This is a genomic window from Bifidobacterium apicola (genome assembly GCF_042846865.1).
GTDB classification, from domain to species: domain Bacteria; phylum Actinomycetota; class Actinomycetes; order Actinomycetales; family Bifidobacteriaceae; genus Bombiscardovia; species Bombiscardovia apicola.
Map to the genome: position 1 here is coordinate 1,087,697 of NZ_BAAFQQ010000001.1, position 20,024 is coordinate 1,107,720.

Consider the following 20,024-nt stretch of genomic DNA (forward strand, 5'->3'; position numbering starts at 1 on the left):
ATGGCCTGGTGGCAGGGCTGTGGTCACCAGGCCATTTGATTTGGTCATACAGGGCTAAGCAGTGTGAATACGGGATGGGTAGAGCGCCGGCTACCAGTCCGCTCATTAGTCTGTGAACTGCGACTCCGCGGCCACAAATCTCGGTCAAGGCTTCTGGCAGCCGGCAAGACATGATTATCAATAAGCGGCTGGGCCGCAGAATCGCAACGGATTCTGCGGCCCAGCCGCTCTTCCTACGCCGCCTATGTCAGAAGGCAGAGTAGTTGGACATCTGTTTAAGTATGGGCACGTTGCTGGCCAGCCATGGGAAGCCCCACTCCATCAAGGCACAAGCCAGAGCCAGCAGGAGCAGAATCAGCAGGAGCCACCGGATCGGAGCTATGCCGGGTTGGTGCCGCAGCAACCAGCCATAGATGCTGACCATGGGCTGTGGCCGCTCACCCTTGCGGATCTGCCTCAGCAGCGGGTAGCGCCATGCCGCCAAGGCCGCCAGATAGATGATCAGATAGGCCGCCACAAGAACCAGGAGTACCGGCTGCAGGGATCCCATCCTGGCCATGACCGAGCCCTTGTCGTCTGCAAACACCACATTGCCGCCACGCTCGCCCAGCAGTTCCTTGGGCACTCCGTCAGAGACCTTGGCCCAGTAATCGAACTCGCCCCAGCTGATCCAGCGATGGGTTGCCGTAGTGTATTTGGGCTCACAGGTGGTCAGCGTGATCATGCGGCGATCAGGAGCCGCGCCAGGCGAATCAGGGTTGGGAGCGATGACGTTTACCTCGTTGGGGGAGACGATCTTGTATCGGGTGTAGTGGTAGACGTACCAGTAATCCTTGGTGCGCAGAACGATGGCGTCCCCCACTCGCAGCTCGTCCACATGGCCCAGCGGCTCACCGTATCCGGCGCGGTGCCCGGCTATGGCTACGTTGCCCAGCTCGCCCGGCATCTGCGTATTGGTGTAGTGTCCCAGTCCTGCGTAGGCCAGCTGGCGGGGCGATGTGCCCTGGACCACATTGCGCTCCCAATGCTCGCCGAAACGCGGAATATACATTTGAGCCATCAAGTCGCCCTCGGATGCTTGTTCGGGCTGCACCGGCGGCGTTCCGTTCTGAGGCTTGGCCACCTTGCGGGTGTCTCCCGATCCTGGGTCGCTCCAAGAGGTCGAAGTCCGGGCCTTCAGCTGCTGATGCTCGGACTGCACACCGGTCCACCAGAGCTGCCAAACCACGTACAGGGCGCAGATGACGGCCAGCGTAATCAGCAGCTCCCCCACGATCTCGGCTATGCCAACCAGCCAGTTTCGTCGCTTATCTGCCGGTTTATCGACCGACGTCCTGTCGTTCTCCGAGCCTTCTGTCGTCATTTACCGTGCCTTCTCATCTAGAGATGCGTACTGGAGGGGCTGCAGGACAGCCGTCGTCTTGGGGAATCTCAGATTGTCCGAAGACTCGACATTCCATCCCAGCCCTACCGTATTCACATATTCCTTGTAAATTCGGATAGACGGCGAGGCATCCAAGGACTTGGTCATCCGATCGACTGGCCCTATGGCTGAAATCTTATATGGCGGCGAGTACTTTCGACCGTGCAGCAGCAGCACATTGCCCACACATCGTACGGCCGTGGTGGGCAGAACCCGCTGATCCTGAATCCTCATGGACTCGGCTCCCCCGGCCCAGAGCGCGTTGACCACGCTCTCCACATCCTGCTGGTGGATGACGTAATCGTTGATATTGGCCGTCGACCCGTCGGACCCCACCTTCTGCTGCCAGAGGGGGGAATCGTCGAGAGTCACCGTCAATCCTGGCCCCTGGACGGCCTTGAGCACCGTGCCCGAGCCAGGATCCTCGCGGGCCTGGGCGGAGTTGTCCTTGTCGTCGTCGGTCAGGGTCTTCAGCGCGTTGATCTGCGAGCTCATGTCGTTGATGTCCTTGCGCAGCTCAGCAGCCTTGTTCTCGCGCTCCTCCACCAGCCCGGCTGTGTCGGAAGTGACCGTGACCGTCCTGTTGACGCGGATGTTGGTGGCCAGCATGAACCCGACCAGGGCCAGCACTATAGCAACGGACAAGGTGCCGACCAGGGACCTGCGCGCACCATGCCGCCCCGTTCGTCTGGCCATAGGCATACCTTCATCCTCGTCTGCGATAGTATTACGTTCGAGTCTAACCGCTACTATGGCTTAGTAGATCTACTGAAGGAGAATAACCTCATGGCAGAGCATCAACTCCATGATGACGAGGACGAGGCGGTGGACGAGGCCACGAAGACCGAGGCCGAGGACAAGACCGCTGACACTGGCGAGGATGCCGAGGACGAGGAGTACGGCCTGTCCATGGACAAGGTAGAGGCCGTTCTCAACCAGAGCGTGGACAAAAAGCACATGACTCCGCAGATGCGCCGCATCGTGCAGCGCCAGGAGGAGAACACCCGCCGCGTGGAAGACACCATCAAGAGCACCAAGGCCAATCCGCGCTGGTTCGTGCCCCTCTTCGTCACGCTGATGGTGGTGGGCCTGATTTGGATCGTGGTCTACTACATCGCCTCCACCAGGGGCAATGTCTTCCCTATCCCCGGCATCGGCAACTGGAATCTGGCCGTGGGCTTCGGCATCCTGCTGGTCGGCTTCCTCATGACCATGTGGTGGCACTGATCTAGCTGCATTGTTCTTCATAAACCCCGCAACCTCTCAGGCATGGTTGCGGGGTCTTTGCATATCCGTCCGCATCCGGGTGTCCGTACATATGGGAATTCAACCCTCTGGTTCACTTATTCATCCACTACGTCTAAGCTTGGGCCAAAGTTATCCACAATCGCCCGAATTTATCGTGGACAGTTTAAATATTCACTGGCAGCCCTACTACTGATAAGGTTTTGGGTTAACTTGTCCACTTTTAACCGGCATATATGCACCAGATCTGGATACTTATTCCCAGGTTATCCACATGATTGTCAACAAATGTGGATAGATGACATTCATGTCATTTACCGATCACGAAGGCACAGCCGGGCCAGCGATACGGCATTCGACGAGAGGCGACCCTGAGCCAGGAAAACATGAAGATCTGGCTGCGGAAGGTGCGACGGTTAGTCGTTAGCGGCCGATAGACGCTGATCCTCAGCGCATGGGGTTGGCTGTGTTGCATGCCAAAGCCAACAGGACTAGGGCCGCGAGGAAGATCAAGGTGGGCAGCAGCCAAGAGAGCAGACCGCGCAACCGCGAGCCGGGCCGACCCATGCGCAGCAGGACCAGCATGAAGAGGCCGCCAATCAGGAAACCGCCCACATGGTCCTGCCAGGCGATGCCGGGCACGAACAGGGGCATGCAGAAGTTGATGACCATCCAGATCACCATGGAACGGATGTCAATCCCCAGACGGCGGTAAACCACCAGGATGGCGGCAAACAGTCCGAAGAGCGCGCCCGAGGCTCCGACGGCCGACGTGCCCCACCCACTTGGCGCCAGGACCGCATAGACCATGAGCCCCAGGTCTCCGCCCAACCCGCTGATCATGTAGAGAGCCAGAAAACGTCCATGCCCTATCAGTTTTTCCAGCACCGGCCCCACAACCCAGAGGGTGATCATGTTGAAGAGGATGTGCGAAACATTGGTGGCGTGCAGAAACATGCTGGTCACAAACATCCAGGGCTCATGAATGGCCACAATCGGCACAAAGGCCCAGTATTCCAACAAAAGCCGCTGGTAATGAAACGGAGCCAGCAGGTATAGGGCCATCTGGATGACCCAGACCGTCAGGCAGATCACGGTGATGGCCATGGTCACCACCGGCGCCTGGTCGCCCCAACGCCGCCGGATCCATCCCAGCGGCCCCCGACCGTTCCCTCCGCCTGCGAAACCGGTGCTCATGCCATTGACCATGAACCATACCTTACCCGACTGCCCGGCACAGGGTGTGCGGTTTCCGTGCCGCAATGTCGCCGATGCACCCCACAATTCGCTGCTTTCTACTAGGATGTTGACTAGGTCGGTCGAAGTGGGCAGGACCGACGAAAGTCGTCGAAAGGAGCCAAACATGGAGAATTCATCTTCAAACGGCTGGAAGTTCTTTGCTCTGCTCTTCGGCACGCTGCTGGCCGGCGTTGTCGCTCTGTTCGTATACAAGCAGCAGAACCCGGATTACGATCCCTGGGAGGAGCCCTGGGAGAACAGCTCATCGCCAGTCGACTTGGGCCTGGCCAAGGACGAGGACGACAAGGGGTCCGAGGATCCCGAGACCCCTCTTCAAGCGGGCGCACAGGCCTGACTGTTTCAGTCGGGAAGGAATCCGACCCAGCGCCAATGACGTGAGGGCAACGGATTCCTTTTTTCATGCCTGACCGCAGTCTGCTGGACACGCCTGTTGGGGCGGCGCGTCACAATGGAGCCATGAGTGTCATACGGGAAGCAGATGTGAAAGAAGGCCGCCGGGATTTTCTGGCCTGGCGCGACGCAGCCAAGGAGGTCGCAGACAATCTGGGCCCGGAGGGTGACCGACTGACAGTGGAACCCCAAACAGATAGGCGCAGCAAGGCCATGGCTGTCCGTTATTCCCTGCACATGCTGGAGATCAAGGCCCCCGGCCCCGGCGTGGAGGTCAGGGTAGCCCCTTGGGGAGCTGTCAAGATTCTGGACGGACCGGCATCCGATCCGCACAACCTGACCCCGCCTGACGTAATTGAACTGGATCCGGATGTCTGGCTGCGGCTGGCCGCCGGCATCACCAGCTGGAGCGAAGAAGCCGATGCCGGGCACATCAGCGCCGTGGGTGAGCGCGACGATCTGCACGAGCTGCTGCCACTGGTATGACCACACCGCCACCAAGGGCGGCTGCCTATGGCGAACAATCGCAAATATCAAATAGCTGGAAGCCAAACCACGGATTCAGGCCGGGACCTTGACCGCTAGTCAACCGCCACTGTCGACCGACTATTTCTGCAAGCTGACTGCCTGGGCTACTTGTCCGCCGACCCCTTGGCTGAGGTCTTATGGTCCTTATGGTGTTTGAGCGCACTGGGCACGGGAATGGGTATGCGCCTGTGCGGCTTGGGCGTGGCTGGCATCTCCCCCGAGGTGGCCTTGGCAGCAGCCTCGGCGGCCCACCGGGCGTAATCGTCCAGATCATCGTCCCTGGAATCATCGGGGTCCTGGCCCCCCGATTTGCGCGAATCCGGCTTGGAGTATTCCTCTTCAACCATTTTGAAGGGATCTTTGCCCCTGGTTCCGGGTTCCTTGCTGCTGAGCTCTTTGGCCAGCTCGTCGTAATCCGTGTCCGTTGTCAGATATTTGAGCTTCCGGGCTATTTTCGTCTGCTTAGCCTTCTGACGTCCGCGGCCCATCCGACCCCCTTCGCCAGGTAACGTGCACTTAGGCAACTTGAATGTGAATTTGCATCATTTATGAGAGTACCACCTGAGCATCTTGTCGGCTCGGACTTTTACCATAAAAGCAATTCCCAGAACGACATTCGGCACGACGGCAAGGGTGGGACCATGCAGGGAGAAGTCACAGCGGCAGGCAACGAGATCAGCGACAGCTTCAGAGCCGCCAAGCATCGGTCCGACCAGGTGCTGGCCGAGCTGGACAAGAATCCGAGCCGCTACACCATGCTGACCGGCGACCGCCCGACCGGCAGGCTCCACCTGGGCCATTACTTCGGCTCCATCCGCGAGCGCGTCCAGATGCAGAATCGCGGCGTGCACACCAACATCGTCATCGCCGACTACCAGGTCATCACCGACCGGGACACCACCGAGCACATCCGCGACAACGTGCTCAACCTGGTGCTGGACTATCTGGCTGCGGGCATCGACCCCAGGAAGACCATGATCTTCACCCATTCGTCCACCCCGGCGGAGAACCAGCTGCTGCTGCCCTTCCTCTCCCTGGTGACCGAGGCCGAGCTTCACCGCAACCCCACCGTCAAGGCCGAGATGGAGGCCAGCGGCCACGCCCTGACCGGCCTGCTGCTGACCTACCCGGTCCACCAGGCCTGCGACATACTCTTCTGCAAGGCCAACGTCGTGCCCATCGGCAAGGACAACCTGCCGCATGTGGAGCTGACCCGGACCATCGCCCGCCGCTTCGACGAGCGTTACCCCGGCCAGGCCCCGGTCTTCCCCGAACCTGATGCCATCCTGTCCGACACCCCTGAGATTCCGGGTCTGGACGGCCGCAAGATGAGCAAGTCCTACGGCAACTCCATCATGCTGGGCGCGACCGCCGAGGAGACGGCCAAGCTGATCCGCAAGTCGCCCACCGACTCCGAGCGCAGGATCACCTTCGACCCTGTCAACCGCCCCCAGGTCTCCGCCCTGCTGACCACGGCCGGCCTGGTGACCGACCGGAAGCCCGAGGACATCGCTGAGGAGATCGGCGATGCAGGATCGGGCGCCCTCAAGGCCTACGTGACCAAGTCGGTCAACGAATTCCTGGCACCCCACCGGGAGCGCCGGGCCGAGCTGGCCAAGGACATGGACGCCGTGCGCGACATCCTGGTCGAGGGCAACAAGCGCGCCAACCAGATAGCCGAGGAGACCCTCGATCAGGTCCGCTCGGCCATGGGCATGCGCTACTAGACGTCGTACCGCCAGGAGCGGTCGGTCAGCACCCGGGCCGTGACCAGGCCGATCGGCAGGCAGATGATGACCATGAAGGCCCGGAAGGCCCAGTCCAGGGCGTTGAGCGTATTGAACTGCCCCAGGTAGAACATAGCCCGGTACATATACAGGCCGGGCACCATGATGACGATTGAGGGCACGGTCAGGCTGATTCTTGGATAGCCCAGGTCGGGCGGCAACAGGCCGTGGCGGACCGAGGAGCGCCAGACCGTGGCCAGCATGCCGGCCAGGAAAGCGCCCAGGAAGGCGGCCATCTCCGGGGGGACATGGAACATGTCCTGCATCTCCAGACGCATGGTGTCGGTCAGAGCGCCGATGATGGCGGCCACCAGGGCCATGCGCTGGGGTGAATTGAAGAGGACCGAGAAGCCCCAGACCCCGCAGAAGGCCGCAATCAAGCGCAGGCCGGCCATCAGCCAGGGGCTCAGGTTCATGGGTTCAAAGCCCTGGGGGTTGAGCATGACCATCCGCGCCACGGCCCAGCCACCCAGCGTGGCCACCAGGATGATCGAGAAGGCATAGGTGATGCGCTGCACCCCAGACGGGAAGTCCAGCTTGGCGATGTCCAGGCCGCCGGTGACCAGGGGGAAGCCTGGAATGACGAAGAGGATGGCGCCGATATAAGCCGTGTCGTGCCTGAGGGCCACCGGGTCGAAGATGCCCACCAGCCTCAGCGTGCCGACACAAGCCAGGGCGGCGATGATGACCGCCACCCCGGTGGCGAAGAACTGGTTGATCCGCCTGCCCAGCATCTGACGGCGCACCCACTGGCCTATGCCAGCGCCGACGAAGGCTCCGGCCATGTCATAGGGGCCGCCGCCCAGCAGGAAGACGAAGGCTGCGCAGGCCACGGCCGAGGCGAAGCCCGAGAAGAGGGGCGAATAGAGGGGTTTGCGTCGCTCGATCAGGTCCAGGCGTTCGTGCGCCTGCCGGACCGTGATGCCGCCCGTTGCCTGCGGCTCCGGGGACGCGGACTTGTCAGAGGAGGCAGGCCGCCCAGCCTCAGAGCCGCGGCCTTGGCTGGTTGCAGACGGTCCGGTGGCTGCAGAACCGGCGGCGCTCGAATCCGAATCCTTGGCCACGCCGTCGGCAGAAGCGGAAGCAGAGACAGAAGCAACCTTGGAATCCTTGGAATCCTCCGGCCGAGGCGTGGAGCCTACGGTGCCCAGTCCGGCGGCCGTCCTGGTGTCTATGGCTGCTGCATCGATCCGGTTCTGGCTGATCTCGTCCTCGTTGTGTACGGCGGTGGCCACCGCATCCTTGAGCGCCTTGGCCGCATCCTGGTCCTGGGCCAGCACCTCCTTGACCGCCTTGCGGGCCGCCGCGTAGACGTTCGGCTCGTCCAGGTTGTCCACCAGCTCCCGGGAGACCACCGTCATGGCGTGGTATGTCCCCGCCTGCCCGCACTTGACGCTGAGCCAGTCCGCGAAGTGCTCCAGCAGCCAGATCCGCTCGGTGTTGACACCGGTGGTGGGCAGGTCCACCACCTCGGTGATGCGGGACACGCCATCCGTGCAGGTGGCCTCGATGTCGGTCAGGTTCACGTCGGCCCGCACATGCACGCCCATGGGGTAGGCAATCCTGTGCATCATCTCGCGCACGCGGAAGCTTCCCGTGCCGGCCCCCAGCTCCAGCATGCCCACCCGCACAATCAGGCTGGTCTTGGCCGCGATGCAGGCCTCGACGATGGGCTTGTCGTAATCGCGTTCAATGTCCTCCATGTCCAGCGGAATGGAGTGGGTGTGGTACTTGCTTACCCGTCTGACCTCGGCCGCGGTCCTGCCGCGATAGCCGTCCTTGGAACTCCTGCTCTTGAATTTCACACCCACATTCATACTCCACCCGGGTCACGTGCCCTTGCACCGCCGCACGGGACCATGAAACGTATTCGACCTGAAAGCGTCCTAGAATGGGCCGCGAGCCATCGAACCGAAGGCTGTGGGCCTGCAACGCCGACCACCAATAACCGCGGAGGAGCCGTGGAATGGTCGAAGACCGGGCAACCTGCGATTCGACAAGGAGGACTGATGACAGACAGTAATCAGCAAATCACGGCTGCCGATGCGACCCTGGTCACATCCGGCACCGGGACCAAGGGGCCGGAGGAACGCAAGCTGCCTCAATCGTTGGATGAGGACATGGCCTTGTGCCTGCGGCTGCTCAGGGATGTGTTGGGGGAATTCGATCAACAGCTGCTCAAGCGGTTCGACTCCCTGCGCGAGGACGTGATGACGGCCAGCGCCGAACACTTCAACCGCCACCCCTCGGACCCCGTGCCTGACGAGGACGGCCTGTCCAAGGCCGTGGCCCTGATCGACGACACTTCAGTCAAGGATTCCCAGCTGCTGGCCCGCGCCCTGACCACCTACTTCCACCTGGCCAACCTCTGCGAGGAGAACTACCGGGTGAAGGTCCTGCATGAGCGCGAGGGCAAGGTGGACCTGAAGGTCAAGGGCACCGACCCCATCAACGAGATGACCAGCGCCTACAGCCAGCTGCTTCAGGAGATGGGCCCGGCCAAGGCCTCGGAGCTGCTGGAGAAGCTGGAGTTCCACCCCGTCTTCACCGCCCACCCGACCGAGGCGAGGCGCAAGGCCGTGGAGGGCAAGATCCGGCGCATCGCCAACCTGCTGGCCGTTCGCCGTGGTCTGGGCGGTTCCGAGCTGGAGGAGAACGAGCGTCTGCTGCACAACGAGATCGACGCCCTCTTCCGCACATCGCCCATCGCAGCCAAGAAGCCGACGCCCGTCGAAGAGGCCAACACCATTCTGGACATCTTCGACGCCACGCTCTTCGAGACCATTCCCAAGGTCTACCGCCGCTTCGACGACTGGATGCTGGGCAAGAAGGCCGGCATGGTCAAGCCCGTCTGCCCCGCCTTCTTCCACCCGGGCAGCTGGATCGGCTCCGACCGCGACGGCAACCCCAACGTGACCGCCAAGGTCTCGCGCAAGGTGGCCCGCAAGTTCTCCGACCACATGCTCAAGGCCCTGGTCAAGGCCACCACCACCGTGGGCCGCAACATGACCATGGAGGTGACCACCACGCCGCCCAGCCCCGAGCTGAGGAGCCTGTGGAGCCACCAGAAGGAGATGAGCGAGCGCCTGACCGACCGGGCCACCACCATCTCGCACAACGAGCTGCACCGGGCCGTGGTCCTGGTCATCGCCGACCGCCTGCAGGCCACCATCCAGCGTGATGCCGACCTCATGTATGCCGACTGCGACGACTTCATCGCCGATCTGCGCGTGGTCCAGGACTCCCTGGCCAAGGCGGGCGCGGTTCGTCAGGCCTACGGCCCCCTGCAGGATCTGATCTGGCAGGCTCAGACCTTTGGCTTCCACATGGTGGAGATGGAGTTCCGCCAGCACTCCTTGGTCCACGCCCGCGCTTTGGAGGACATCCGCGAGCACGGCCTGCATGGCGAGCGCGGCGAGCTGCAGCCCATGACCCACGAGGTGCTCGACACCTTCCGGGCCCTGGGAGCCATCCAGAAGCGCAACGGCCAGAAGGCCGCCCGCCGCTACATCATCTCCTTCACCAAGTCGGCGCAGAACGTCAAGGACGTCTACGAGCTCAACCGGCTGGCCTTCGAACATGCCGAGGATGTGCCGGTCATCGACGTGATCCCCCTGTTCGAACAGCTGGAGGACCTGCAGAATTCAGTGGATGTGTTGGAGGAGATCATCAAGATCCCCGAGGTCCAGGCCCGGCTCAAGGAGACCGGCAACAAGATGGAGGTCATGCTGGGCTACTCCGACTCCTCCAAGGATGCCGGCCCTGTTTCGGCGACCCTGGCCCTGCACTCCGCCCAGGAGCGCATCGCCAAGTGGGCCGAGAGCCATGACATCGACCTGACCCTCTTCCACGGACGCGGCGGTGCTGTCGGACGCGGCGGCGGTCCTGCCAACCGGGCGGTGCTGGCACAGCCTGTGGGCTCAGTCAACTGCCGGTTCAAGCTGACCGAGCAGGGCGAGGTCATCTTCGCCCGCTACGGCAACCCTGTCCTGGCCATCCGCCATATCGAGTCCGTGGCTGCGGCCACCCTGCTCCAGTCCGCACCCAGCGTGGAGGAGCGCAACACCACCATGACCGAGAAATACGCGGACATGGCCGACGAGCTGGACCAGACAGCCCATGAGCGATTCCTGGACCTGCTGCATACGCCGGACTTCGCCCCCTGGTTCTCCATCGTGACACCTCTGAACGAAATCGGTCTGCTGCCTATCGGCTCACGGCCCGCCAAGCGCGGACTGGGAGCCAAGTCCCTGGACGACCTGCGGACCATACCCTGGGTCTTCTCCTGGGCACAGGCCCGAATCAACCTGGCCGCCTGGTACGGCCTGGGCACCGCCTGCGAGAAGTTCGGCGACCTGGAGACCCTGCGCCAGGCCTACGAGGAATGGCCGCTCTTCAGCACCTTCATCGACAACATCGAGATGAGCCTGGCCAAGACCGACGAGCGCATCGCCAAGATGTACCTCTCCCTAGGCGACCGGGACGACCTGAGCCAGAAGGTCCTCTCGGAGATGGAGCTGACCCGCAAGTGGGTTCTGCAGATCGTGGGCGACGAGTGGCCCCTGCAGCATCGCCACGTGCTGGGCCAGGCCATCCGGATCCGCTCCCCCTACGTGGATGCCCTGTCGGTGACCCAGGTGCGTGCCCTGCGCGCCCTGCGTCGTCGCAACGACAAGGAGGAGCTCAGCAAGAGCCAACAGGCCGACTTCATCTACCTGATTCTCTGCACGGTTTCAGGAGTCGCCGCCGGCCTGCAGAACACCGGCTGATTGCCTGGCACTTTGCTTCTGGCAGATGGGGATGAATACAAGCGTGCACGCCTTCATTCCCATCCAGGAGCCGTAAAATGACGGCCGGTTCGGCCCGGGGCTGAATAGCTCCCGCCGGACGGACCGTCATTTTCGCATTGCGCCAGCTATGAGTGCCATCGATGATAGGTTGAACTGTCACAATCATTGCGTGGTGATAGGATTGCAATAGCTGTACAAAGGCGCAGGTATCAATGACATACACCGGCTGTCGGGGGAGACGGTCGGCAGAGTTCTCGGAAGGCTCTGTATATGACGTTATCGAGTATTTTCTACTGTACTTCGCACGAGTAAGGCCGGATTTCCATCACTGCAATCCGGCGAATCGGCGGCTGTGCCCATCCCCAACCGGGCACGGCCGCCATCTACTTCTAAACGGCGGAAAGATACCCGTCGCAGCGCTCGGGCATATCCGTGAACTCCAGGCCAGCCGGTTGATACCAGGTGTATCGGCGGGTGCCGGTCAACCCCAAGAGGTCCATCCACTGACGGTTGAGCTCCCAGTCGATTGTGTCGGATATGCCCGCGCAGTCGGCGTCGGTGGCATAGAAACTCCCGTTTTGGGGCTGGCGGAAGGCCAGAGTGTTGATCCCGATCTGCCTGGTCCACTCCCACTGCAGGCCGCTGGTGTCGTCGCCAGTCCGGTTGATCTGCATGAAGCCGACGCCCAGGTGGCCTGTTCGAATATGGCCCGGTAAAGCTGCTTAACCAGCTGGTAGCTCCGCTCCCCCAGCTGGGCGATGTCCTGGCGTATGTAGTCCAAGGCCTGAGGGGCCGAGGGGTCCAGGTATCCGTTGTGCGGAAGCCTAAACTGGTCGGCAATAGTCTCGTCCTCGTTGAGGAGCGAGCGGTACCAGATGCCGGGCTCAATGCCCATGGCCTTGATCCGGTCGGCCAGGTTGGCCAGGTCGCCGAACTTCTTGTTGCCACGCCGCCAGGGGCCGCCGTTGTAGTCCTCAAGCCGGTGGTGGTCCTGCCAGGACAGAAGGCGTCGGTTCCGGTGACCACCCGTACCCATTGGTCTGCTCCTGACCCACCGCCAGAAAGTACCAGGGCATGAACCGGTTAGCACGCATGGTCTGGAACCCATGCGGCCGTAGCCGCGCTCCCAAGCTTCGCCCAAGTAGAGGCCATCGGAGGGCATGGGCCTGGTCCAGCGCAAGGACAGGGACCGGATAGAGGCTGCGCTTCACGTCGTGCCTGCCAGCGAAGTCCAGAATCTGGGTCTGCTGGTCGTCCAGGGGCAGACGGACCTTCAGCCCCTCCAGCAGGAAGGGATCTGCGCCCAAGTTGAGCAGGGTGTAGCGAATCCGCAGGGATCCGCCAGCCATGGCCTCCAACCTGGTCTCCAACCCAAGCTGGGCATCCTCGTCACGGACCTTGATGGTCAGCGAGTCGGCGGTCTGCTCAGGCTGGCCCTCCACCAGGAATCGAGGCGACCAGGAGCGCCCAGCCTGGATGCCCGGTCAGGCCCGGATGCAGGCAGGTGTTCTGCGCATGCTCCAGCAGCAGGGGCGAATGGGTGAGGTCCAGACGGGGGTCTGTTCCGAGCCATTCAGTCGGGGCCTGCATGCAGCCCCCTGATGTCGGGAATATCGGCACCCGGCGTGTCCGGCCCCAGGGCCATGCAGGTGAGCGGCTGATCCGAACGGACCGACTGTGGAAAGAGCATGAACAATCCTTTGGTAACGACACAAATGCGCAAAACAACAACGCTTGATGAACCAGTGAGCCGCCCGCTCCACTGCTGTTGGGCAGCTCCTGATTGATAGACCACCTGACTGCTCCGGCAACCATCCCCGCTATGAAGTACCTTTGCAGGAACATGTAGGCGATCACCATGGGGCTGTCGCAATCAGGGATGCCGCTGCAGCAATACCCAGATTGTTGGTGTTGTCCGAGAAGAAGAAAGCCACACGAGGGGCAACGGTCTGGGCCGAGGGGTCAGTCAGGATGTAGCTGGACAGGGCGTAGTCGCTCCATACTGTCGAGCCGGTCATGATGATCACGGTCGCCGCCTGCGCCATGAATGCGGCCCTGGAGCCGGATCAGGTCCCCGACGTGCAGCTGATCAAGGCCGATCCGGTCATCCGCCACTCCTATGGCTGCTGATATGGCAAACCGGACAAACCGTGGATAACATCCATAGCTTTTCATTAATACAGAGCTGCAGCATACATCAGAAAAGGGCGCTGGCATCATCGCCGCAAAGACAGTGACACCAGCGCCCTTTCAGGCTCTATTCTGGTTTCTACCCAGGGTCAGGCCCCAATCAGATCCAGCATTTCAGGAACGGACTTCTTGCCGAACTCCACGGTCTCCTGGCCGTCCTTGCGGATCACGATGCAGGGGACGCTCATGACCTGGTACTGGTCTTTGAGCTCGGGGAAGTGGGCCAGGTCGTAGGCCTCGGCGCGCACCTTGCCGTTCTGGGCCGCCACCCGCTGTGCAGACAGAACCGTGGTCGGACACATGGTGCAGGTCAGGGAGACCAACATCATCACGTCCACCTGGTCCTTGATGGCGTCGATCCGGTCCGAGGTGGGCTGATCCACCTGCTGGCCGGGGCCCGCCGCATTGTAGAGGGCCAGGACGAAGGAGTTGAACTCGTGGCCGCTGGGCACGCCATGGAAGGCCAGCCCTGTCGGCTGGGAAACGCCCTGATCATCCAGCCGGCATATGCGCACGCTGGGCCGGGCATCGGGCAGGTCGCTGGCGGGATCGTAGTCCTTGCCATCCTCGTCCGTGCGGGAGTCGACCCTGGAGGACAGCTTGCCGTCGGAGAGCCCGACCAGCTCGTCCACGAAGGCCTCCAGCTCCTTGGAGACCTGGCTGCCGTCCAGATCCAGGGCCAGCTCCAGCTTTCCGGTCATCTTGCCGAAGACCATGTCCAGCTGCTTGCGGATGTCCGGCCCGAAGAAGCCGGAGGTCTTTGCCGGGGCCTGGTCGTGCTCCTGGGCCACAGGCGCGGGCGAGGTGCCCGATGCCAAGGCGGAGTTCTCGGCCTGCCGCTCGGAGCGGGCGTAGGGGGAATCGTCGGGCCGGGGCGGCACCAGGCCGGTCTTGTCCGACATGTTGGAGGCGTAGCGCTCCAGCTCCACAGCGGCCACAGCCCCATCGGAGGTGGCGGTGATGACCTGGCGCAGGTTCTTGACCCGCAGATCCCCGGCGGCGTAGATGCCCGGCACCGAGGTCTCCAGGTAGTCGTGGGTGAGCACGTAGCCATGGTCATCCAGATCCACCACGCCTTTGAGCATGCCGGTCTGGGGCACGTAGCCAGCGAAGACGAAGACGCCGAAGGTGCCGCCGTCCTGGGGCTTCCAGGTGGTAGTCTGCCCGCTCTTGCGGTCCAGAATGGTGGCCTCGACCAGCCCGCCGGGGCCAGCGGAGACCCCCTTGAGCTCGGTGGAGTAATGAATCTCGATCTTGTCGTTGTTCCGGGCCTCGTCAGCCACGGCGGCATCGCAGGTGAAGTCCTCCTCGCGCACCAGCAGGGTCACCTTGGTGGCGTACTTGGTCAGGAAGACCGACTCCTCAGCGGCCGCGAACCCGCCGCCTACCACCAGGACCTCGCGACCGGTGAAGAACTCGCCGTCGCAGGTAGCGCAGTAGGCCACGCCACGGCCCGCGTACTCCTGCTCACCCTGGAAGCCGATCTTGCGGGGGCTGGCGCCGGTGGCGATCAGGATGCCGAAGGTGCGCAGGTCGCCCCGGGAGGTGTGGACCACCTTGATGTCGCCCTGGGCCTCAATGCCCGAGGCTTCGGCGCTCATGAACTCGGCTCCGAAGTTCTGTGCCTGCTGGCGCATGGTATCGGTCAGCTTGCGGCCGTCAGTGCTGGCCACGCCCGGGTAGTTGACCACGTCGGCCGTGATGGTGATCTGGCCGCCGAAGTCGTCCTTCTCCAGGATCAGGGTGCGATACCGCGCCCGGGCCAGGTAGAGGCCTGCGCTCAGGCCTGCAGGGCCGCCGCCGATGACGACCACGTCATAAAGATTCTTGTCTTCCGTCATGAATGCCTCTTCCAAAGGAATGCACTGTTGTGCTGGTGTTGGATGCTGGTCGTGAATACAGAAAAGGGAACCCACCCTGGTCGCTTCCGATCGGCGAGTTCCCGATGTTGGCAGCTACGGATCAGAGCTGGCCGACCAGATCCAGGCTGGGCTCGATGGTGTCCTCGCCGGGCTCCCACTTGGCAGGGCAGACCTGATCGCCGTGCTCGTAGACGAACTGGGAGGCCTGGACGCGGCGCAGCAGCTCGTCGGCGTTGCGGCCCACGTTGGAGGAGATGACCTCGTAGGCCACGACCTTGCCCTCAGGGGTCAGAATGAAGTCGCCACGCTCGGCCTTGCCCTCGGCCTCGTTGTAGGTCTGCAGGTCCTTGGCCAGGGTTGCGGTCGGATCGGCCAGCATGGGGTACTGGACCTTGGCGATCTTCTCGTTGGCCTCGTGCCAGGCCTTGTGGACGAACTCGGTGTCGCAGGAGACGGAGTAGATCTCGCAGCCGATCTTCTTGAAGTCCTCGTACTTGCTGGCCAGATCCTCCAGCTCGGTGGGGCAGACGAAGCTAAAGTCCGCAGGGTAGAAGAAGAGCAGGGACCAGTGGCCCAGCAGATCCTTCTTGGAGACCGAGAAGGTCTTGTTATCCTGGTAGGCCTGCGTGGTGAACTCAGTCAATTCGTGCTGAAGCTGTGACATGAAAAATCCTTTCGGGAGCGTTGGGAATGCCGGCTTGGAGCCGAACCTGCTTCCGTGTTTCATGCTAGTCAGGTAGCGCTGTATGGGGAAGACGGAGGTTCACCGCTTGGGTGTGACATAGGGCACATGGGGCGTCCATACCCTAGCATTGAAGGCATGGCATTATGGCTGAACATCCTGCTCATTTTCTTCTTCCTCCTGCTCGGTTCCGTCTTCTCGGGGACTGAACTGGCGCTGGTCTCCCTGAGAGGCTCGCAGCTGGAGCAAATGGAGCAGCAGGACGCACGCGGCGCCCGGGTGGCCCGCATCGCCCGCGACCCCAACACCTTTCTTTCCGCCGTGCAGATCGGCGTGACGCTGACGGGCTTCCTCTCGGCCTCCTTCGGCGCATCATCCATCGCCCCCTACGTGGTGCCCGTCCTGACCGGGTGGGGCGTACACGAGGGTCTGGCCAGCACCCTGACCACGGTGATTCTGACTCTGATCATCTCCTACTGCTCCATCGTCATCTCCGAGCTGGTGCCCAAGCGGATTGCCATGCAGCGCACTGAGGCTATCGCCAGGGCCGTCGTTCCGGCCATCGACGTCTTCACCACCCTGTGCAGGCCGCTCATCTGGCTGATCGGCAAGAACACCAACCTCATCGTGCGCATCCTGGGCTTCGACCCCCAGCAGACCGACACCGAGGTCAGCGATGACGAACTGCGGATGCTGGTCTCCTCCAACACCAACCTGAGCAAGGACGAGCGGATGATCCTGGGCGACGTCTTCGATGCCTCGGAGACCAGCGTGGCCGAGGTCATGCGTCCTAGGGCCGACGTGGTCTTCATCGCTGGGGATATGCCCCTGCAGGAGGCGGTCGAATTCGTGCACGACGAGCCTTACTCGCGCTACCCGGTGACCGGACGCGACTTCGACGACGTGCTGGGCTTCGTCCACGTGCGTGACCTGATGGACGTGCGCAATCCCCATGCCAAGACCGTGGCCGACGTAACCAGGCCCGGCATCGCCCTGCCCGGCACCTCCAAGCTCCTGCCCAGCCTGGAGAAGCTGCGCAAGAAGGGCATCCACCTGGCCGTAGTCATCGACGAGTACGGGGGCACCGACGGCATTGTCACCCTGGAGGACATGACCGAGGAGCTGGTGGGTGACATCCGCGACGAGTACGACCTGCCCGAGGAGCAGAACCCTGCCCATCCCCAGGCAACCGCCTTCGTCAATGGGGTTGCCACGGTCGACGGCGGCATGACCATCGAGGACTTCGCCGACCTGACCGGGATTGAGCTGGAGGATGGCCCCTACGAGACCCTGGCCGGCTACTTCCTGGCGCAGACCGGGCGGATGGGGCAGGTGGGAGACGTGATTCACTCCGACGACGGGTATGACATGGTGGTGACCAAGGTTGACGGGCGGCGCATCGAGACCATCGAGGTCAGACGGCGGCAGGAGGCCGAGGACCAGGCCGACGAGGATGACGACGATGGAGACGATGCTGCGACCGGAGCCTAGCTATCCTCTGGCCTGTGCTCGGTTGGCAGTCAGCCGGTGACCGGTCACACGTCAGTCAAGGAAAAGTGACTGTCAGCGTAGCCGATGGTACGTGAATGATTTCACTGGTTGATTCCCGCAAAATCCAAGCGTTTCCTTGCCTTTTCCTCTAGTCTGGAGGTACATGGTCGGGCCGACCCGACCGCAGGCATAATTTCACATTTAAGGAGCGATTATGGCATTGAACTTTACCGTACCGGGACTCGACGAAGCGACCAGCGAAAAGGTCATCGCCATCCTGCAGAGCCGTCTGAGCCAGGAACAGGAGACTGCCCTGATCCTCAAGCACGCCCATTGGAACATGAAGGGCAAGGAATTCATCGGCATTCATGAGATGATGGACCCCGAGGTTGATTCGGTGCTGAACATGGCCGACGAGACCGCAGAGCGCATCGCCACCCTGGGCGGCTCCCCCGCCGGACGGCCCGACGACATCATGAAGAACCGCGACTGGGATGGCATCACCATGACCGGCCGCCAGGATGCCCTGGACTACCTGAAGACCCTGGACACCTACTACACCACCTTCATCAAGCGCGACCGCGAGGCCATCAAGGAGCTGGACGACCTGGACGTCATCAGCTCCAACATCGTGCAGGACCACGTGCAGGAGCTGGAGCACTTCCAGTGGTTCATGCGCAGCCACCTGTTCTGAGTTACTGAGTTACTCGGTTTCTGAGCTCTGAGAGCTCATCGCCGCTCCGATAAGCGGTATGCCAGCGGCCCTGCATCGTAAAAGGTGCGGGGCCGCTGGCATAACTCTTTGAACAAGATAGAATTAACATTTGGGAGACGGCCGGGCGCCGCCTCACGCCGGGAAGACTGGTCGGCCGTGGAAGACCGAACCCTATCCGCCCGACCAGGAGCATCATGCCGCCCACGCCTACATTCCCAACATCTCAAATCAATCCACAGCGTCAAAACCCCGAACCATCAGACCCCCGACTTTCGAATTCGCAGCAGGCTCCCAAGCCATCAAATGCCCGACCATCAAATCCACAGCGTGAGCAGGACGGATCTGACAGAGTCCGGCACAACCGACTCCATCCCTCAAATTTTTTCGCAACCATATCTTCGTTGGCAGAAAACGATCGGATCACCGGGCTATTCATGATGGCCTGTGCCTTGGCAGGGCTGATCCTGGCCAATCTGCCAGAGACCGGGCTAGGGCTGAAGGCTCTTGCCGCTTGGATTCCTCTGGACCTGCCCGGTGGGCTGAACCTGTCCCTGAAGGATTGGATACAGGACGGGCTGCTGACCATATTCTTCCTGACCATGGGTCTTGACCTGCGCCAGGAGGCTGCCACGGGTACTCTGCGCGACCACAGGCAGGTCCTGCTGCCCATGCTGGCCGCTCTGGGCGGTGTGACCGTTCCGATTCTGATCTACTGCCTGCTCAACCTGGGCTCCCCCGCCGGTTTGCGTGGCTGGGCTGTCCCAACGGCCACCGATGTAGCCTTCTCCCTGGCGGCTCTGCAACTGCTCCTGCCCAAGGCCGGGCCCGCCCTGCAGGCCTTTTTGATGACCCTGGCCATCTTCGACGATCTGATCGGCGTCCTGCTGATCGCTCTGGGCTACTCCAGTTTGGGACAACCGAGCTGGCTGCTTGTCTGCCTGGCCGGCCTTGTGGTCTGGGCCCTGCTGGTCCGAGCAGCGAGCCGTTCCTCTCGGCTCTGGCGACCCTTGATGCCGCTGTTCCTGCTGGGTGCCCTTGTCGGCGGACTGCTGGCCTGGTACGGCCTCTTCAAGGCTGGAATCCACCCGGTACTGACGGGAGTAGCGATGGGCCTGTTGACCCCTGTCGCCAGGTCACACGAGGCTGAACCATCCGGAACAGAATCTACCGGGGCCAATCCAGCTGGGACCGAGCCAACTGGGATTGGGCCGAGCCACGTCCAGGCACCATCGCCTGCCGAACAGTTGGACCGCCTGCTGACACCCTTGAGCGCCCTGGTGGTTCTGCCCGTGTTCGCCTTCTTCTCGCTGTCCATCTCCCTGGATCAGCTGGGACCCGGACTGCTCACTGACCGGGTCTTTTGGGGCGCCACGCTGGGACTGGCCTTGGGCAAACCCCTGGGAATCCTGACCATGCTGGTCCTGGCAAGTCATCTGGGGCTGCGGCGGCCTGCCGGCTCCACAACCGGAAACTTGATCGGCCTCTGCCAGCTCTGCGGAATCGGCTTCACCATGTCCTTCCTGATCGCCAACCTGGCCTTCGCCGGATCCCCGCACCTGGAGTCAGCCCTGCTAGGCGTGCTGGCAGGGTCGATCCTGTCCGTACTCATCGTGGCCGTAGGCACTATCCCCGGTCGGCTGCGTTCCGCCAGGCGCGCATAG

At 62.3% G+C, this 20,024-nt stretch carries 18 protein-coding genes; 8 read left to right on the forward strand and 10 right to left on the reverse strand.

Annotated features, from left to right (window positions below; translation table 11 throughout):
* Positions 1–247: 247 nt before the first annotated feature.
* Together ACGG9J_RS04515 and ACGG9J_RS04520 are read right to left on the reverse strand one after the other, a co-directional pair.
* Positions 248–1,363 (reverse strand): class E sortase, encoded by a 1,116-nt coding sequence (locus ACGG9J_RS04515; protein WP_390134010.1) that lies wholly within the window; start codon positions 1,361–1,363, stop codon positions 248–250.
* Complete coding sequence (locus ACGG9J_RS04520; protein WP_390134012.1) at positions 1,364–2,119, reverse strand: DUF881 domain-containing protein; 756 nt, start codon at positions 2,117–2,119, stop codon at positions 1,364–1,366.
* A 90-nt stretch (positions 2,120–2,209) separates the two neighbouring features.
* Here ACGG9J_RS04520 and crgA point away from each other — a divergent pair, with 90 nt between their 5' ends.
* On the forward strand, positions 2,210–2,650 hold the full coding sequence (crgA, locus tag ACGG9J_RS04525; protein ID WP_390134014.1) for a cell division protein CrgA: 441 nt from the start codon (positions 2,210–2,212) through the stop codon (positions 2,648–2,650).
* A 465-nt stretch (positions 2,651–3,115) separates the two neighbouring features.
* Here the strand turns inward: crgA and ACGG9J_RS04530 are convergent, their stop codons facing one another.
* Positions 3,116–3,865: a rhomboid family intramembrane serine protease gene (locus tag ACGG9J_RS04530; protein ID WP_390135311.1), complete on the reverse strand. Its 750-nt coding sequence runs from the start codon at positions 3,863–3,865 to the stop codon at positions 3,116–3,118.
* Between the two features lie 166 nt (positions 3,866–4,031).
* Between ACGG9J_RS04530 and ACGG9J_RS04535 the strand changes: the two genes are divergently transcribed.
* Positions 4,032–4,262 (forward strand): hypothetical protein, encoded by a 231-nt coding sequence (locus ACGG9J_RS04535; protein ID WP_390134016.1) that lies wholly within the window; start codon positions 4,032–4,034, stop codon positions 4,260–4,262.
* Between the two features lie 122 nt (positions 4,263–4,384).
* A complete protein-coding gene (locus ACGG9J_RS04540) occupies positions 4,385–4,804 on the forward strand; it encodes a sterol carrier family protein (protein ID WP_390134018.1) in 420 nt (139 codons plus the stop codon).
* Between the two features lie 146 nt (positions 4,805–4,950).
* Here the strand turns inward: ACGG9J_RS04540 and ACGG9J_RS04545 are convergent, their stop codons facing one another.
* The gene (locus ACGG9J_RS04545) at positions 4,951–5,334 is read right to left on the reverse strand and encodes a DUF3073 domain-containing protein (protein WP_390134020.1); all 384 of its coding nucleotides are present in this window, start codon (positions 5,332–5,334) and stop codon (positions 4,951–4,953) included.
* A 153-nt stretch (positions 5,335–5,487) separates the two neighbouring features.
* Between ACGG9J_RS04545 and trpS the strand changes: the two genes are divergently transcribed.
* Positions 5,488–6,573 (forward strand): tryptophan--tRNA ligase, encoded by a 1,086-nt coding sequence (gene trpS / locus ACGG9J_RS04550; RefSeq protein ID WP_024627534.1) that lies wholly within the window; start codon positions 5,488–5,490, stop codon positions 6,571–6,573.
* Here trpS and ACGG9J_RS04555 read toward each other — a convergent pair.
* Positions 6,570–8,336 carry a threonine/serine exporter family protein gene (locus ACGG9J_RS04555; RefSeq protein WP_390135312.1) on the reverse strand — a complete coding sequence of 589 codons (1,767 nt, stop codon included), beginning with the start codon at positions 8,334–8,336 and terminating at the stop codon, positions 6,570–6,572. The two genes, trpS and ACGG9J_RS04555, sit on opposite strands and share 4 nt — an antisense overlap.
* Positions 8,337–8,642: 306 nt before the next feature.
* On the opposite strand from ACGG9J_RS04555, the gene ACGG9J_RS04560 reads away from it, so the two are divergent.
* Positions 8,643–11,402, forward strand: coding sequence for a phosphoenolpyruvate carboxylase (locus ACGG9J_RS04560; protein WP_390134022.1), 2,760 nt, complete (start codon positions 8,643–8,645; stop codon positions 11,400–11,402).
* A gap of 410 nt (positions 11,403–11,812) precedes the next feature.
* On the opposite strand, the gene ACGG9J_RS04565 is transcribed toward ACGG9J_RS04560, so the two are convergent.
* The 5 genes from ACGG9J_RS04565 to ACGG9J_RS04585 all read right to left on the reverse strand — a co-directional run bounded on the left by ACGG9J_RS04565 (position 11,813) and on the right by ACGG9J_RS04585 (position 16,139).
* Entirely contained in the window at positions 11,813–12,097 is a 285-nt protein-coding gene (locus ACGG9J_RS04565) for a hypothetical protein (protein ID WP_390134024.1), read from the reverse strand.
* Positions 12,098–12,397: 300 nt separating this feature from the next.
* Positions 12,398–12,865 carry a hypothetical protein gene (locus ACGG9J_RS04570; protein ID WP_390134026.1) on the reverse strand — a complete coding sequence of 156 codons (468 nt, stop codon included), beginning with the start codon at positions 12,863–12,865 and terminating at the stop codon, positions 12,398–12,400.
* Positions 12,866–13,276: 411 nt separating this feature from the next.
* Positions 13,277–13,450, reverse strand: a complete 174-nt coding sequence (locus tag ACGG9J_RS04575; protein ID WP_390134028.1) for a hypothetical protein — start codon at positions 13,448–13,450, stop codon at positions 13,277–13,279.
* A 252-nt stretch (positions 13,451–13,702) separates the two neighbouring features.
* Positions 13,703–15,454 (reverse strand): FAD-dependent oxidoreductase, encoded by a 1,752-nt coding sequence (locus ACGG9J_RS04580; RefSeq protein ID WP_390134030.1) that lies wholly within the window; start codon positions 15,452–15,454, stop codon positions 13,703–13,705.
* Between the two features lie 121 nt (positions 15,455–15,575).
* Positions 15,576–16,139, reverse strand: a complete 564-nt coding sequence (locus ACGG9J_RS04585) for a redoxin domain-containing protein (protein WP_024627523.1) — start codon at positions 16,137–16,139, stop codon at positions 15,576–15,578.
* Between the two features lie 156 nt (positions 16,140–16,295).
* Between ACGG9J_RS04585 and ACGG9J_RS04590 the strand changes: the two genes are divergently transcribed.
* From ACGG9J_RS04590 to ACGG9J_RS04600, 3 genes are all read left to right on the forward strand, one after another.
* Complete coding sequence (locus ACGG9J_RS04590; RefSeq protein WP_390134033.1) at positions 16,296–17,648, forward strand: hemolysin family protein; 1,353 nt, start codon at positions 16,296–16,298, stop codon at positions 17,646–17,648.
* A 214-nt stretch (positions 17,649–17,862) separates the two neighbouring features.
* Positions 17,863–18,342, forward strand: a complete 480-nt coding sequence (locus ACGG9J_RS04595; protein WP_390134036.1) for a Dps family protein — start codon at positions 17,863–17,865, stop codon at positions 18,340–18,342.
* Between the two features lie 422 nt (positions 18,343–18,764).
* Positions 18,765–20,024 (forward strand): Na+/H+ antiporter NhaA, encoded by a 1,260-nt coding sequence (locus tag ACGG9J_RS04600; RefSeq protein ID WP_390134038.1) that lies wholly within the window; start codon positions 18,765–18,767, stop codon positions 20,022–20,024.